Here is a 15,190-nt window from a genome sequence, read left to right as displayed (position 1 = left end):
GCTGGAGGCCCGCCGCGGCCGCGAACCCGGCGGCCGGAGCGCCGGAGGCACCTTCCGCAACATCTCCGAATTCGAACCGGCCGGCAAACTGATCGAACAGTGCGGCTTCAAAGAGTACCGACTCGGCGGCGTGGAGGTGAGCGCCGCCCACGCCAACTACATCGTCAACGTCGACTCCGGCACCGAACGGGACTATCTGGAACTGCTCCGGGAGATCCGCACCGCCGTCGCGGAGAAGTTCGGCTTCTACCTCAGGCCTGAAGTGAAGTTCATCGATCCGGCGGCGCTGGAGACGGTGCTCGCCGCCCCCCTTCCGCCGAAGGTCAACGTGCTCAAGGGCGGCACCAGCCGGGAGCGGGAAATCTCGCTCAAAAGCGGCGCCGCCGTCGCGCAGGCGCTCCGCAACGCCGGGTTCGACGTGACCGAAACCGACCTGCAGGAGTGCCATGTCACCCCGGAAATGCGGGCCGCCGACGTGGTCTACCCGGTGCTGCATGGCGGCTTCGGCGAAGACGGCAGCATCCAGCGGGAAATGGAAGACGCCGGTCTGAAGTTCGTCGGTTCCGGCAGCGGCTCCTGCCTGCTGGTCATGGATAAAATCGCCACCAAACAGCTCGCCGGCAAACTCGGGATTCCCACCGCAAAGTGGCACACCGTCACCCCCGAATCGCGCGAATTCCCCGCCGATCTGAAGCTCCCGGTGATCCTCAAGGTTCCGAAGGAGGGCTCCACCTTCGGCATCGTGCGCGTCACCTCATTCGATGAGTGGGAAAAGGCGCTGGAGGAGGAGTTCAAGCAGGCGAACGAGATTCTGGTCGAAGAGTACCTCAACGGCGTCGAAATCACCGTGCCCATCGTCGGCGGCACTGTTCTGGAGCCGATCGAGATCCGCAGTCCGCACGGCTTCTACGACTACGATGCGAAATATGTCTATCAGCAGGGGCACACCGAATACTTCTGCCCGGTGCAGTCGCTCGCCGAACCGGTCGTCCGCCGCGCGATGGAGCTGTCGAAGAAGTTCTATCTCGGCGCCCGCTGCCGCGACATTCTGCGGGTGGATTTCATCGTCACGCCGGACGGCACCCCGTGGCTGCTCGAAGGCAACGCCATCCCCGGCTGCACCGCGACCAGTCTGGTGCCGAAATCGGCCCGGCAGGCGGGAATCTCCTTCGAAGCGATGACCGCTTCGCTGGTCTACGCCGCAATGAAGCGGCCGTCTCTGAACGCTTCTGCGGCAGTTGCCTCCGCCGGGGAGGAAACGGCTCCGGCGGAGCAGGAAATGCCCTTGCGCCGCCGCCCCAGCCGGCTGCTGCTGAAGACATGCCGCTGGCTCTTCCGGCTGGTGCTGCTCTGCATTGCACTGCCGATGCTGCTGGTCGGCGTCGGTGCGATCCAGGAGGCGCTGCCGGAAGGATTTATCCTTCTGTTCAGCGGCTTCTTCATCCTCGGCGCCGAATGGATCTTCAACTGGTTCAACAAGCTGGAGAAACTCTGATGAAACTGCTCCTCCGTCTTCTCGCCGCGGTGCTGCTGCTCTCGTTCATTCCGGCGAAGCTTCACGCCCTCCCCGCCGTTTCGCCCGCCGTGGAGACCGGCGTCCCCGCGCCCGAACTTGAGGTGAAAAAATGGATCAAGGGCGGGCCGGTCCGCCTCGCCGACCTCAAGGGGAAAAAGTGTGTCGTCCTCTTCTTCTGGACCCTCAGCCAGAACGGGACCGCCGCCTTCGCGGAAATTGCGATGCTCGCCCACAGACTCGGCGAAAAGGAGGTTCAATTCGTCGCGGTCGGCTGTGATTCGGCCGACTCCATCGCGAAATTCAACCGCCTTGACGAACTCCCCTTCCCGGTCGCGGCCGACAACATGCTCGCCACGGTCAACCACTACATGCGTTCGACCGACCGCATTCCGATGGCGGCGGTCATCGACCGCAACGGAGTGCTGGTCTGGCGCGGCGCAGTCGGCGGACTGGCCGCCGTCCTGCCTGAGGTGATCGCCGGGAAATTCAATGTCAAGCAGTACATCGAGCGCGAAAAGTTCTCGCAGGCGGTCATGAGCGCCATCCGGATCAAGGACTACCCCACCGCGCTTAAACTGCTCGACGAAGAGCTCAAAAAGAACCCCGGCAATCTGGAACTCCTGAACGTCAAACTCCCTCTGCAGGGGAAGTTGATGAAGGATCTCGACGGTGCGGAGAAGAGCGCTCTCGCCGCCGTCGAAAAAAATCCGAAGGAGCCGCAGCTCTACTGGATGATCATGAATCTTCTGCAATCCTCCGACCGGCCCGGACGCCTCGCCCCGTGGATCGACCGGCTGACGAAGAATTTCAGCGACCAGCCGCGGGTGCTGCTCAAATTCGCGCAGCAGGAGATGAATCAGCAGCTCACCTCCCTGCGGCCGTGGAACGCCTGCAAACTCCTTGAAACCGCCTGGAAATCAGGGAAGTTCAAGGACGACCGCGAGCGCGGCATCGCCGCCGGGGAGTACGCCAGAGCCCTCTACTTCTGCGGCCGCCCCGACCTCGCGCTCCAGTTCGCCAAGGAGGCGGTCAAACTGCTCAAGGGCACCCGCGAAGCCGCGCAGGCAAACGCGCTGGCGGTCTATCTCAACACGGTCATTCTCGCGTCGAAGCAGTTGAAGTAAGCCGCTGTTTCGCAAGTTCGCGGATCGGCACGCCGTCGATCAACAGATCTTCGACACAGCCGAAGCCGCGATAGACGCGGACCACCAGTTCCGCGTCACCGCGCGTAAACGAATCCATAAGAATCTGCTCCGCCGCCGGGGCGAGTTTCTCGTTGAGGTAGAACCGTTCGAACGGGGGACGGAAGCTGTTCCGGGTCCCCCGGAACCTCTGCAGATCGACGTTGAGCCAGTCGCCCGACTCCGGCGGCTCGGGCGACAGATGGTCGAACCGCGCCCTCCCCTTCTCATCGACGGTAATCGACACGCAACACGAAAACGGTCCACACGTGTCTTCCGCAGGAATCGCGGAACTGCGGGCCACATGCTCCATCTCCAGCGCGAGGTAACGCCCCCGGAAGGGATCGCGCGGGTCGTACGCCTGAATCGGGAACCGGTAGCTTCTTCCAAACCGATACGCCACCTCCGCCCGCACGATTTTGATCGAGACCACCGTGAGAATCAACAGCGAAGCGAACAGATAAGCGATCCATTTCCAACGTTTCATTGCACCGCCTCCCGCCGGAACTTCCGGGCCAGAACCAGATTCACCCCGCCGAGCGCCGCGCCGAGCACGAGAAAACAGATGCCGCAGGCGAGAATGTCGCCCGACGCGCAGAAGCGCAGAAAAATCTGAGCGCCCAATATCAACATCCCGCCGTTGAGCCAGCCCAACTGCCGCAATCGCACCCCGTACCACAGCATCCAGAGCCCGGTGACTGCAAAGTAAATGTTGAAAAGCAACATACTTTGATCAGGATTCTCCCCCAGCAGACAGCAGAAGACCAGCAGTGGCGCCGCAACCGCGATCCAGCCCCCCTCCGCACGGCGCCGGCAACGGCAGAGAAATCCGACGGCCGCGGCGTAGAGCGCGAGGGTGAACAACAGCCAGATCCACCCGGAAGCGGTGCAGTCGACCTCGCGGAACATTCCCCAGAACTCGCGAAAACTGCCGGCGACAACCAGCCAGGCCAGCCCGCCGAATCCGGCGAGGAGAAAGAGGTTGCCGAAACGGCCGCCGCCCTCCCGGCGGAACAGCTCCGCCCCGCCGGTCAACAGCACCGAAAAGAGCGCCGCCCACGAAATCAGGCCCACGAATCCCCCGGTCTTTCCCAAAGCGCAACCGCCCAGCGTAAAGAGCAGAAGCAGTGTCGCCAGCTGCCCCGCCAGTTTCCCCCAGCGGCCCGCAGCGCGCAGTGCCAGACGCAGTGTCCACGGCGCGAGCAGCAGGAAGAACAGCGTCGTCTGAAGAAAGCTCCTCTCGATCAACTCCGCCCCGCTGACCGCCATCGCCACCGTCGCAACCGAACAGCAGAAAGCCAGTGCCGTACTGCGGAACAGCCAGACCTGCGGCACGCAGAGCAGAATCAACCAGAAGAGGTAGTCATTCAGCGAACCGCTGACCTGATAGAGCTGGGAAACAATCGCAATCGCCGAAGCGGCGGCGGCACCGATCCAGAGCGCCGCGGGTTCACACCAGCACGGCTCCCCGTCGTGGCGCCGCAATACGAAGCCGCCGAAGACCAATCCGGCCAGCAGCGGCAGGTACGCCATCGACAGCCGCCAGAAGGGGCTGAGCATATCCCAGTTGTGCGCGATCACCAGAATGAGTCCGCCGCCGAGCAGCGCCGCACAGAGAATCGCCAGAACCGTCAGCAGTTTCCGCTTCACCGCATCCGCCGCCACGCCCGCCTCCGCCCTGTTCCGGCGAAGCAGAATTTCGGCGCTCTCCGGTGAAATCAATCCTTCGCGCACCCACTCCTCCAGATGCGCCGGAAGCTCTTCGGCAAAACTCCGCCCCATACGCCCTCCCCGGGTTGCAATTTATTTGGCCGGCTCCTCCGCGGCCGCCTTGTCGCGGTTCCACATCCGCCGCGGCGGCGGCGAATACGGCTTCGCCTTCAGCCGGTAATGGCCGGTTCCGAGGATCGAATCCAGCTCCCGGAGCAACTCCGGCGTCACCGAAATCTTCCGTCCGCGCGACTCGATGAAGGTCACCGAATCATCGGTCCCCACCAGGCAGACCACCACCCGGGTGTCACCGGGAGCCCGGAAACAGGCCTCCGAAATCTGTTTGAGTTTTTCGCTGGTGATCTCCGAAGCGTAGATGTGCAGATGCAACTCTTCGGCCAGCGTCGCCGGCGCCTCGCCGAGCAGCATCACCCGCTCGACGATCACCCGCGGCTTCTCCGCTTCATCCCGTTTGCTGACCATGGCTTCGAGCAGCAGCGGCGTGCCGGGAAGCATCTCGATTCCGGAACTCAACAGCGTGTTGAGCGCCCGCTCGTAGATCATGCACTCGGCGGAGGAGTCGAGGTCCTCCAGCTGGAGGATGCCGAACTGCTTGCCGGAATTCTTGCTGAACTTCTGGGTGAAGGAGCCGACCATGCCGGTCAACCGCACCTGCGCGTTGTCGTTGAGTTTATCCAGATCCCGCAGCGGCACGCTCGCAAACGCCCGGACCAGTTCCGCGCAGTAGTCGAGCGGGTGCCCGGTCACATAGAAGCCGAGCAGCTCCTTCTCGCTCTTTAAAATCTCCTCCTGGTCGAACTCCGGAATATCCGGAATCGGCACCGAACAGACCTCGCCGGCATCCGCCTCATCGAGCAGGTCGAAGAGCGACCCCTGTCCGGCGGCGCGCTCCGCCGCGCGCACCTTGGCGAACTCCATCATCGGTTCGGCAATCGCCAGAATCTGACTGCGGCGCAGCCCGAGACCGTCGAGCGCGCCCGCCCGGGTGAGATGTTCGAGCATGCGGGAGTTGACATCCGAGCCGCACCGCTCGCAGAAGTCGGCGAAGGTTTCGAAGCGGCCGTCGGCCTTGCGGCTCTCGATGATCTTCGAGGCGGCGACTTCGCCCACCCCCTTGATCGCGCCGAGACCGAAGCGAATGCAGTCGCCGTCGGTGGAGAAACGGATGTCCGAAGAGTTCACATCCGGCGGAAGCACCTTGATCCCCATATCCTTGCAGGTGTTGATCATGAAGGCGATCCGCTCGGCGGACTCGATTTCGCCGTTGAGAATCGCCGCCATGAACTGCACCGGATAGTTCGCCTTGAGGTAGGCGGTCTGGTAGCAGACGAAGCCGTAGGCCGCCGAGTGCGACTTGTTGAAGCCGTATCCGGCGAACAACTTGATCTTCTCCCAGATCTGGTCGGCCAGCTTCTCGTCGATGTTGTTGGTCTCCTTGCACCCCTTGAAGAACTTCTCCTTCTGCTTGGCCAGCACGTCGACCTTCTTCTTGCCGATCGCCCGGCGCAGAATGTCCGCGCCGCCGAGGGTGAAGCCGGCCAGAACCTGCACCACCTGCATGATCTGCTCCTGATAGAGCATGATGCCGTAGGTCTCCTTGAGACAGTTCTCCATCAGCGGGTGGTCGTAGATGATCTCCTCCTCGCCCTTCTTGCGGCGGATGAAGTCCGGAATGAACTGCATCGGTCCGGGCCGGTAGATCGCCAGAAGCGCGATGATGTGCTCGAGCGTCTCCACCCCGAACGAGCGGCAGAGATTCTGCATACCGCCGGATTCCAGCTGGAAGACCGCAACCGTCTCGCCGCGCTGGAGCATCTCGAAGGTCTTCGGGTCGTCGAGCGGAATCTTCATCATGTCGATGTCGATCCCGAAGTCCTTGTGGATCATGTTGAGCGCATCCTTGATGATGGTCAGCGTCTTCAGCCCGAGGAAGTCCATCTTGAGCAGCCCCTGCTCCTCGCACGGGTGCGCCGGGAACGGCACCACCATGCTGTCGGAGGCGCTCCGCGCCAGCGGCACGAGGTTGTCCAGCCGCTGGTCGCCGATGATCACCCCCGCGGCGTGGATGCCGGTCTGACGGTTCAGCCCTTCGAGCACCTTCGCGAACTTCCACACCTTGCCGATCATCGGGTCGGTCTCGATCTTCTCGGCGAGCTCCTTGTTCTGCTCGACCGCCTTGTCGAGGGTCATCTTCGGGTCTTCCGGAATCATCTTCGAGAGGCGGTTGCCGAATTCGAAGTCACAGCCGAGCACGCGGGCGACGTCCTTGACCACCGCCTTCGCCTTGAGCTGGCCGTAGGTGCAGATCTGCGCGACGCTGTCGAAGCCGTACTTGCCCCGGACGTAGTCGATCACCTCGCCCCGGCGGCGTTCGCAGAAGTCCACGTCGAAGTCCGGCGGACTGACCCGCTCCGGGTTGAGGAAGCGTTCGAAGAAGAGGTTGAACCGCAGCGGGTCGATGTCGGTGATCCGCGTCAGATAGGCGACGAGAGAACCGGCGCCGGAACCGCGCCCCGGCCCCACCGGAATGTCCTCGGCCTTGGCGTGGCGGATGAAGTCCGACACCACGAAGAAGTAACTGATGAAACCGGTCTTCTCGATGACGCCGAGTTCGTATTCCATCCGGTCGAGGATCTCCTTCTGGCGCGCGTCCGGCTCGGAGATTTTGCGCGGGTCGAATCCGTAGCGGTACTCCATGTTGTCGAAGCAGACCTCGCGCAGGTCGTTGCGGTCGGCCAGCCGCCCGTCGGGCATGTAGAACTTCGGGTAATGGTTGACCTCGGGCACGTAGTGGAACTTCATGCTGCACCGCTCGGCGATCAGCCGGGTGTTGGTGATCGCCTCGGGCACCTCGCGGAAGAGTTCGCGCATCTCCTGCTCGCCTTTGAAGTAGAACTCCGGCGTCGGGAAGCGGAAGTGCTTCTCCGCCAGCCGCGCGCCGGTCTGGATGCAGAGCATGATCTCATGCGCTTCGGCGTCCTCCTTGCGCATGTAGTGGACATCGTTGGTGGCGATGAGCTTGAGGTTGTTGCGCCGGGCGAGGTCGATCAGGTACTTGTTGCAGCGCTGCTCCTCCTCCATGCCGTGATCCATGAGTTCGATGAAGAAGCGGTCCGGGCCGAAGATGTCGAGATATTCGCCGAGCGCCTGCTCCGCGCGCTTCGTATCGCCCTGGAGGAAGTACTGCGAAATCTCGCCGCCGATGCAGGCGCTGGTGCAGATGAGCCCCTCGTGATACTGCCGCATGATCTCCTTGTCGATCCTCGGCTTGTAGTGGAACCCCTCCTTGTTGGCGGCGGACATGAGCTTGCACAAACTGAGGTAGCCCTGTTCGTTCTCGCAGAGCAGCACCAGGTGGAATCCGCCGCGGTTGAAGGGCTTGTTCGAATCGAAATCGCGCATATCGCCGGGAGCGACGTAGGCTTCCACCCCGACGATCGGATTGATTCCGGCCCCGGAGAGCACCCGGTGGAACTCTTCGACGCCCCCCATGTAACCGTGGTCGGTGATGGCCATCGCGCTCATGTCATGTTCTTTGGCCAGCTCGACCAGACCGGGGATGGTGCACGCTCCGTCGAGCATGCTGTAATGGGTGTGCAGATGCAGATGAACGAAATCGGAAGCCATTTTCGGCGCATTTCTCCTGTATGAAAAATCGTGAACAATACCACGGAATAGTATACTCCGGAAAGCGTCTCTTCACAACCCGCCGACCGAATATTTTTCAAAAAAATTCCCGGGGAAAAGACGGCGATATTTACAAGTTCAACAATGCTGGCAACGCTTGGCACTTCGCCCCAGTGGAATCTTCTGCTGGACGACAGTACTTCAAAATCTTTCGTTTGATCGTCGAATAAGCTCAATTCAAAGTTCGGCCGATTTCCAACAGACTTTTCTGCTGTCGAGGAAATTGTTCGATGCGATATTTTTCCTTTCTTTTTATAGGTTGTAAAACAGAACCCCTTCTCCCTGAAGTGACGTATCCTTGGTTTTATAAGAGTAAAAATCCATGCATTCGAAAAATAAATTGCATTTACCTTTATATCCTTGCAGAGTCAAAAAAATTATTTTTTTTTGAAATTATGATTGACATTTATCCCCTTTTCTGGTATAATATAAATGGAGCTTGGTATATACCAAGCCATTTTAAACAAAATAAAACACATACCATACCATAAATGGAGCCGAAATGGAATCAGGCGGGAAACAATTTCTGCACAAGCGGTTGCGGGAAAGTATGCTGCAATTGATCCGACGTTGTCCGATGGGAGAAAAACTGCCGACGGAACGCGAGTTGACCATTCGCTTCAATGCAAGCCGTGGCACTGTCAACAAGGTTATGGTGGAACTGGAGCGCGACGGCTATGTCACACGGAGAGGCGGCAAGGGTACCTTCGTCTCATCGCGTGATTTGGAAACGCATCTGGAAAATAACCGCGACCGCAATCAATCAGCAATCCTGCTCGCCTATCCGGAATTTTTCTCCTACAATATCTGGGAAAACGTTCATCTGGCGGAGATGTCCGCCCTGCGGCGCGACATCCAGTTGCGCCCGTTCAAGCTGATGGCAGGCAGCAACTACCGGGGAATTCTCGATCTGGCCTCCCAAAAGAGCGATATTGTCGGCTGCATCATCCTGCCCCCGCGGGAAATGACGATGCGCGAGCTGGCTGAATTCGACCAACTCGGCATCCCCTGCGTCTTTTTCCAGTGGTTTCCCGAAAAATTTCTGGTTTACTCCAACATCTACGGTGTACACGGGAACAGTTTTCTGACCGGTTACAACGAGATGAAATTCCTGCTGAGGAACGGGCACCGGCGAATCGCCCTGGTCTGCAACGAACCTCAACGGCGCAGTTCAGATCAGGCGTTCTTCAACGGGATCTATCACGCGGCCTCCGAAGCGGGCATCCCCCGGGGCGAACTCATCCTGGCCGACTACGTCAAAATGCGTCCGTGGGATCAGGGGACCTCAGTCGGATATCAGAACACGGTGGAACTGTGCCGGCAACACCGGGGAGAATTCACCGCCATCCTGTTTGAATCACTCTACGGCGCCATCGGCGGACGGCGGGCGATCGACGAAGCCGGGCTCCGCTGCCCGGAGGAGATCAGCATCATCACCAGTCAGGAACACTGGAATTTTTGTGACTATTTCTCGCCGCCGCTGACCACCAGCACTTCCGATCACTCCCTGTGCGTGGAACGGGCATTTGACCTGATTCTCAATCCGGCTTTCCGTACGACACGAATGTCGATCCTCGACGACACTTCCATCACAGTTCGCCAGAGCGTCCGGAATCTTTCCGGAAGCCTTTCACAAACAACTAAAGAGAGAGGTCGCAGATGAGCAAGCGCACAAAGCAGAAAAAAAGAAGTCTGTATTTTACGTTAATTGAACTTTTAATTGTAATTGCAATTATAGCCATACTGGCCAGTCTGCTGCTGCCTGCCCTGAACAAGGCGAGAGAGAAGGCAAAAAACACCAGCTGCCTCTCCAACCTGAAGCAACAGTCCGCCGCGTTCCTGATGTATGTCGATGACAATAAGGGATTTCTTCCATACAATTTCTGGCTGCAATTCTTCTGCGACGACGGCGGCCAAATTGCCAACAGCTTCCAAGGATATGCCTGGGCGATGTCGATCAAAGACTATCTCGGCGGTTACGGCAAATCGATGCTCTGCCCCTCCGATCAGGAAAATCCGACGGTGAATGGTAAAAAGGTCGAGCCAACGTCGGATCTGCAATGGGCGATCCTCAGTTATATGTACCGCTGCGTCGCATACCGCTACCAGAAAAACCTGAAACTGGGGAAATGGCGTCATCCTTCCCGACAGGTGTTTCACTACGAATGGCAGGCCCGGCATGACGGCAGCGGAATTCGAACCAACACCACCAATCAGGCCGCCGTCGGCAGAGTTCTGTTCAACAGCATTTTCGCGGATGGCCACGTCAAACCACTGCCGGTCGTCAACGGCATCAGCGACCACTACGACATGTTCTACTTCCGCTTCAACGGCCCGATGAACGACGGCAGAGCAGAAGCAGCTTCTGGATACGATTTATAATGAGCGCAAAGAAATTATACGTTATCGGCAACAGTTACATGGACCCGATCCGGCTGTGGCGACCGAAAGAGGGACGCTCCGCCTGGCTGAACACCTGCCGGAGTTTCGTGCGCATCCAGCAAAAATACCCGATGCTGAGATTTGTCCGTTCCTCCGTCGCCTGTTACCGCTGGCTGGAAGGATGTGAGCCGGAATTGTTCCGGACCATCGCGTCACTGATCGATGCCGGCCGCGGGGAGGCGGTCGGCGGCAGGGAAGAACAGTCCGACACGGTAATCACTCCGGCGGCACAGCTGCGGCAATCGAGGTTCGGCAGAGAATATTTCCGACGCAAATTCGGCAGGAGGTTTCGATCGCGTACTGCGTCAATTCTTTCGGCCAGAACTGCGGCCTGCCGAAGCTTCTGGCGGCAAGCGGCTTCCGCCGCTACGTGTGGATGCGCCCGGACCGGACCGCAAAAAAGATGCCTCACCAGTTCCGCTGGAAAGGTGACGACGTAACAGCCGAAGTGATCGCGTTCCGGGTGCTCGGCGAATATACGACCGCCAACTGCAGGAACCGGGAACAGCTGTTCGCCCGAATCGAACATCTGCTGGAAAACGGCGATGAACATCAGAGTTTTTTCTTTGGAATCGGAGATCATGGCAAAGGAATCTACGAGGAACAGTTGCGCTGACTGCTCGTTGCCGCAGAACGTTATCCTCTGGAATTTTCCACATTGGAACACTATTTCGAAGTAATCGAAGCAGAAAAACTGCCGGTGGTGAGCGGGGAACTGCTCCATCACGCCCCCGGGTGCTACTCCTCCGTCGAGTCAATCAAAAACTGGATGGCGGATTGCGGGGAGCTCCAGCGGGAGCTGTGGTGGTTCGACCTTCCTGCCGAACGGATCGCGCCGGTGTACCGGAGCCGGCTGCCGGGAGCGGATCATATCGAACTTACCACCGCATCCGACGGTACGGGATTCCACCGGACCGCCTGGAGCCAGGAACCGGATGTCGTCATTCCGCGGGGACAGCGTCGCCGGGATGACGACGTCATCGAATGGGAGTTGTGGAACTCCTCCGGCGAACGTGTCCCATTTCAATTGAGGTACGGCTCCTCGGTTATCGCCTCGGGGGAGATGGAAGGAAACCATCTGCAGCTGCTGCAGCTGCAGATTTGAACAACAAGGAGAACAAGATGGAATACCGAATTCTTTCGTCGTGCGCGGCCGTTTTGCTGTGCGCAGGCAGCGCAATGGCCGCAGGAAAACTGGAGAAAAATCCTTACGGAGTCTGTTCACACTGGAACTGGACTCCTGTCAATGAGGTGGTACGCGAAGCGGCGCAGGCCGAACAGATGGGAGCGCGCTGGATCCGCGGCGACTTCAACTGGAACATTTTCGAAAAGAAGCCCGGCGAATGGAATTTCAGCCAGGCCGATCAGATAGTGAAAATCGCACGCGAGCACCGGCTTTCCATTCTGCCGATTCTCGATTTTCAGCCGAAATGGCGATATCCCGCCTGGAAACATCCGGATGCCTGGGCCGATTTCGTCCGGCGGATCGTGACGCGCTACCGGAACGACCTGCGGTACTGGGAGGTGTGGAATGAAGAGGACGGTACGACATTCTGGCCGGAAAACCCGGGACCAACGACGTACGTCCCCTTCCTGAAACGTACCTGGGAGGAGATCAAGAAAATCGATCCGGAACTGCAGGTCGTTTACGGTGGCACCTCCGGAATCCCGATGGACTTCATCGAAGGGACCTTCAAACTGGGAGCGGGGAACTATTTCGATGTCATGAGCGTTCACCCCTACTGGTTCCGCGGCGTACCGGAGGGGCTGGTTCCACGTCTGCAGGCGCTGAAGAAACTGATGGCGCAGTACGGCCTGCAGAACAAACCGATCTGGTTTACCGAAATCGGCTGGTCCAGTTCGCGTCCATCGCCGTACTTCCGCACAGTCATGCCGGCGGTTTTCCGCCGGGCCGGACTGGAGCCTTCACGGACGGCAGTGGCGGTAGTCAGCGATGTGGACCGGATGTTTCCCAGCGGCCTGCACCTGGATCCCGTTCAGGTGTTTCCGGAATTCAAACAGGTGAAGATCATTTCTCTCGACCAGATCAAGACACTGGATGTGAAGGAGTTTCCAGTTCTGATGCCATCGACGGACGAAGATTTCCCGATGAGTTACATTTCAGATTTACGCGATTACGTCAAACGGGGCGGCACTCTGTTCCTGGCATTCGGCGCACCGCTCTATTACGATCAACGTGCAGACGGCAGCCGGGAATCCGTCGGGCAGAAGCACATGACGACATTCCACATCGGCTGGGATGCCTGGTGGCTGGCCAAAGTGCCGAAGCAGGCTCAACTGAAACCGGCAACCGGTTTTGAAACCGCCTTTTCCACGCCGCTCCCGGCAACAGGCAACCGTTTTCTGCACGACCGCAACCTCAAGCCGGGCGACCGGTTCATTCCGGTAATCGAGGCGGTGGAAGGAAATTTCCGCGGTCCGGTCGTCGCGATCTATGATCTCAACAGCGATCTGCGGGGCAAAATAATCGTCAGCACCTTGGGCCAAACGCTCGAAGGAGTCTCTCCCCGGCGACAGGCGGAGTTGCTGCCGCGCATCTACCTCGTGGGATTATCGCAGGGAGTGGAACGGATTTTCTGGTATTCCCTGCGATCCCACAACGAAAAACTTGATACGCTGGAGAGCCATTTCGGGACACTGCATGAGAATCTGGAGAAGAAACCCGCATTCGATGCCTATCTGACGCTGACGAAAATGCTCCCGGCCGGTTCGCAAGTGCCCCAGTTCCAGCGGGACGGCCAGATTTGCCGGGCAACATGGTTCCGCCCGGACGGCAAACGGGTCTGGGCAATCTGGAGCATGAGCATGGATCTTGCCATCACCCTGGAAATCGACGGTAAGATCGAGGAGGCCTGCAATTTTCTCGGGGAACCGGTCACCCTCCCCGAAAACACGACTCTCACCCCCGGCTTAATTTATCTAACAGGGCCGAAAAAAATCACTCTCCACCTCCGCCGGTGACTTCGCCGGGGAACATAAATTTCAGCAACGCATCGAAGGGGCTGTTGCAAAACCTAATGAGGTATGCGACAGCCCTTTTTCTTTTGAATCTCGGTAAAATTGTGTATAATAAGGCTATGATCAGGAGATGACCATGGCCTATTTTACAAATTTTCAGAACTCTTTGTTTCTTTACTCAGACTTATTCACAGAGGAAAAGCAAAAACTCGATAATTATCTCAGGATTTTAGAGTACTCAGGCTTAGATCGAATAATAGCAGAAACAGTTACTAAAAGCATCGAAAAAGGCGGAAGACCACCTTATAATCCGTTTCGTCTATTTTCCGCCATACTATTTGCATTTTCTAAACATTCGGGAAGTCTTCGACGCATTGAAGTCAGCATTCGATTTGACACACGTTTTATGCACTTGATGGAACAAAAGCTTCCGTCATATTCCACGATTTCCAGGTTTTACAACAACATAGTTGTTGCAAGACAGCGAGAAATATTCTCATGTATCATGAAAGAGATTGTTCAAAAATATAACATTGACATATCTGAAGTCTTTATCGATGGAACAAAGTTTGAAGCCAATGCCAACAAATATAATACGGTTGGCCCCGAAAACTGAACAACTTGACTTGGTGCAAAATGCCCGTTAAATTAACTTCGAGAAGGAGGGCGTTTTATGAAAAAGTCATATGACTTCAAATTCAAAAGTTGCGTCGCTTTGGAAGCACCGCGCGGAGAACTGACCGTCGCTGAGATCACGGGGAAATACAGATTCATCCGAATCAGGTTCAGCAGTGGAAAAAGAAACTCATGAAAGGGGCTTCCGAGATTTTCCAGTCCTTGGCTGAACAAAAAGAAAGCAAGCCGTATACCGAGAACGATCTGATGAGGGAAATCGGATGCCTTGAAATCGAGAATGATTTTTTACGAAATGTGTCCTTGGCCTGCGGCTTGAATCCCGATTCAAGCGTGAATCGTCAATTGAAGTTGCTTTATATTCCTCATTCAAGCTTTTATTACAAAAGCCAAGGGGAGATTTCCCGGACAGCTTCCGACGAACGGTTCAAGGACAAGATGTTGGAGATTTATATGGAGACGCCATTTTTGGTAAAAGAGCATCTTTCACTGTGGGGGGAAATGTTCAAAACGACTGATACTGGGATAACGTAAAGAGGGAGTGGTTCTGACGGGAGGGAAATATGAGAACTTCAGAATAAAAGAGCACGTCAGCTGGGCAACTTTGCGTCAGCATGCAACTTTGTGTGAACTTTGCTAACTCCAGGCGGATTCATTTGGCGCTCCAATATCGGGCTCTGGCCGAAGTATATTTTGGAATTTGTAATCAAAGAAAAAAAGGAATATGCTAATTCAAAGGATCTTACACCAAACTTCCATAAAAAGTTGTCCAATTGGGGAATAAGAGCACAATTTTCCTCCGTCACAATCCGTCCTATGGCATCATATAAGTGCGACAGCCGTAAAGAGGTGGCTGTTACATTCCCGTACTTATCGCCTTTCTTCTCCCAGCTGTATTACTGGGAGTACATAAGCTCGCCATTCACTATACTCGAAAACGTCTTGATTACAAGTGACCGGAATGCTTAGCAATGGGATTGTCATCCACGGTATATCCCCCGGTTGTAACCAGCACTTGCAC

Annotated in this window: 11 protein-coding genes and 1 pseudogene; 9 read left to right on the top strand and 3 right to left on the bottom strand. The window is 57.4% G+C overall.

Translation table 11 applies throughout. The features are described 5' to 3' along the window. On the top strand, positions 1 to 1,495 hold a 1,495-nt coding region (locus ACMLHG_RS00075), incomplete at its 5' end, for a D-alanine--D-alanine ligase (RefSeq protein WP_417169129.1). After that, a complete protein-coding gene (locus tag ACMLHG_RS00070) occupies positions 1,495 to 2,640 on the top strand; it encodes a redoxin domain-containing protein (RefSeq protein WP_295809810.1) in 1,146 nt (381 codons plus the stop codon). The genes ACMLHG_RS00075 and ACMLHG_RS00070, both read left to right, overlap by 1 nt. On the opposite strand, the gene ACMLHG_RS00065 is transcribed toward ACMLHG_RS00070, so the two are convergent. From ACMLHG_RS00065 to dnaE, 3 genes are read right to left on the bottom strand one after another with little or no spacing between them, the layout of a single operon-like run. After that, a complete protein-coding gene (locus ACMLHG_RS00065) occupies positions 2,612 to 3,184 on the bottom strand; it encodes a GDYXXLXY domain-containing protein (RefSeq protein ID WP_417169128.1) in 573 nt (190 codons plus the stop codon). The genes ACMLHG_RS00070 and ACMLHG_RS00065 overlap by 29 nt on opposite strands. Further along, entirely contained in the window at positions 3,181 to 4,479 is a 1,299-nt protein-coding gene (locus ACMLHG_RS00060; protein ID WP_417169127.1) for a DUF2157 domain-containing protein, read from the bottom strand. The genes ACMLHG_RS00065 and ACMLHG_RS00060 overlap by 4 nt, the downstream gene beginning before the upstream one ends. Before the next feature lie 21 nt (positions 4,480 to 4,500). Continuing rightward, complete coding sequence (dnaE, locus tag ACMLHG_RS00055; protein WP_417169126.1) at positions 4,501 to 8,055, bottom strand: DNA polymerase III subunit alpha; 3,555 nt, start codon at positions 8,053 to 8,055, stop codon at positions 4,501 to 4,503. Positions 8,056 to 8,665: 610 nt separating this feature from the next. Here dnaE and ACMLHG_RS00050 point away from each other — a divergent pair. The 7 genes and pseudogenes from ACMLHG_RS00050 (at position 8,666) to ACMLHG_RS00020 (ending at position 14,703) form a co-directional block, all read left to right on the top strand. Continuing rightward, positions 8,666 to 9,778: a LacI family DNA-binding transcriptional regulator gene (locus ACMLHG_RS00050; RefSeq protein ID WP_294436105.1), complete on the top strand. Its 1,113-nt coding sequence runs from the start codon at positions 8,666 to 8,668 to the stop codon at positions 9,776 to 9,778. Then, positions 9,775 to 10,497 (top strand): prepilin-type N-terminal cleavage/methylation domain-containing protein, encoded by a 723-nt coding sequence (locus tag ACMLHG_RS00045; protein WP_294436106.1) that lies wholly within the window; start codon positions 9,775 to 9,777, stop codon positions 10,495 to 10,497. The genes ACMLHG_RS00050 and ACMLHG_RS00045 overlap by 4 nt, the downstream gene beginning before the upstream one ends. Beyond that, positions 10,497 to 11,173: pseudogene (locus ACMLHG_RS00040) on the top strand (hypothetical protein). The gene ACMLHG_RS00045 and the pseudogene ACMLHG_RS00040 overlap by 1 nt, the downstream one beginning before the upstream one ends. 42 nt (positions 11,174 to 11,215) lie before the next feature. Then, complete coding sequence (locus ACMLHG_RS00035) at positions 11,216 to 11,662, top strand: hypothetical protein (protein ID WP_294436109.1); 447 nt, start codon at positions 11,216 to 11,218, stop codon at positions 11,660 to 11,662. Between the two features lie 17 nt (positions 11,663 to 11,679). After that, complete coding sequence (locus ACMLHG_RS00030; RefSeq protein WP_417169125.1) at positions 11,680 to 13,539, top strand: hypothetical protein; 1,860 nt, start codon at positions 11,680 to 11,682, stop codon at positions 13,537 to 13,539. Between the two features lie 133 nt (positions 13,540 to 13,672). Continuing rightward, complete coding sequence (locus ACMLHG_RS00025; protein WP_294436111.1) at positions 13,673 to 14,152, top strand: transposase; 480 nt, start codon at positions 13,673 to 13,675, stop codon at positions 14,150 to 14,152. Between the two features lie 191 nt (positions 14,153 to 14,343). Next, a complete protein-coding gene (locus ACMLHG_RS00020) occupies positions 14,344 to 14,703 on the top strand; it encodes a hypothetical protein (protein WP_294436112.1) in 360 nt (119 codons plus the stop codon). Positions 14,704 to 15,190 lie beyond the last annotated feature (487 nt).

The sequence above is a fragment of the Victivallis sp. genome (assembly GCF_048170485.1).
Lineage (GTDB): Bacteria > Verrucomicrobiota > Lentisphaeria > Victivallales > Victivallaceae > Victivallis.
The sequence above is the reverse complement of the archived record's forward strand: the minus strand, read 5'-3'. Positions and strand labels throughout refer to the sequence as shown.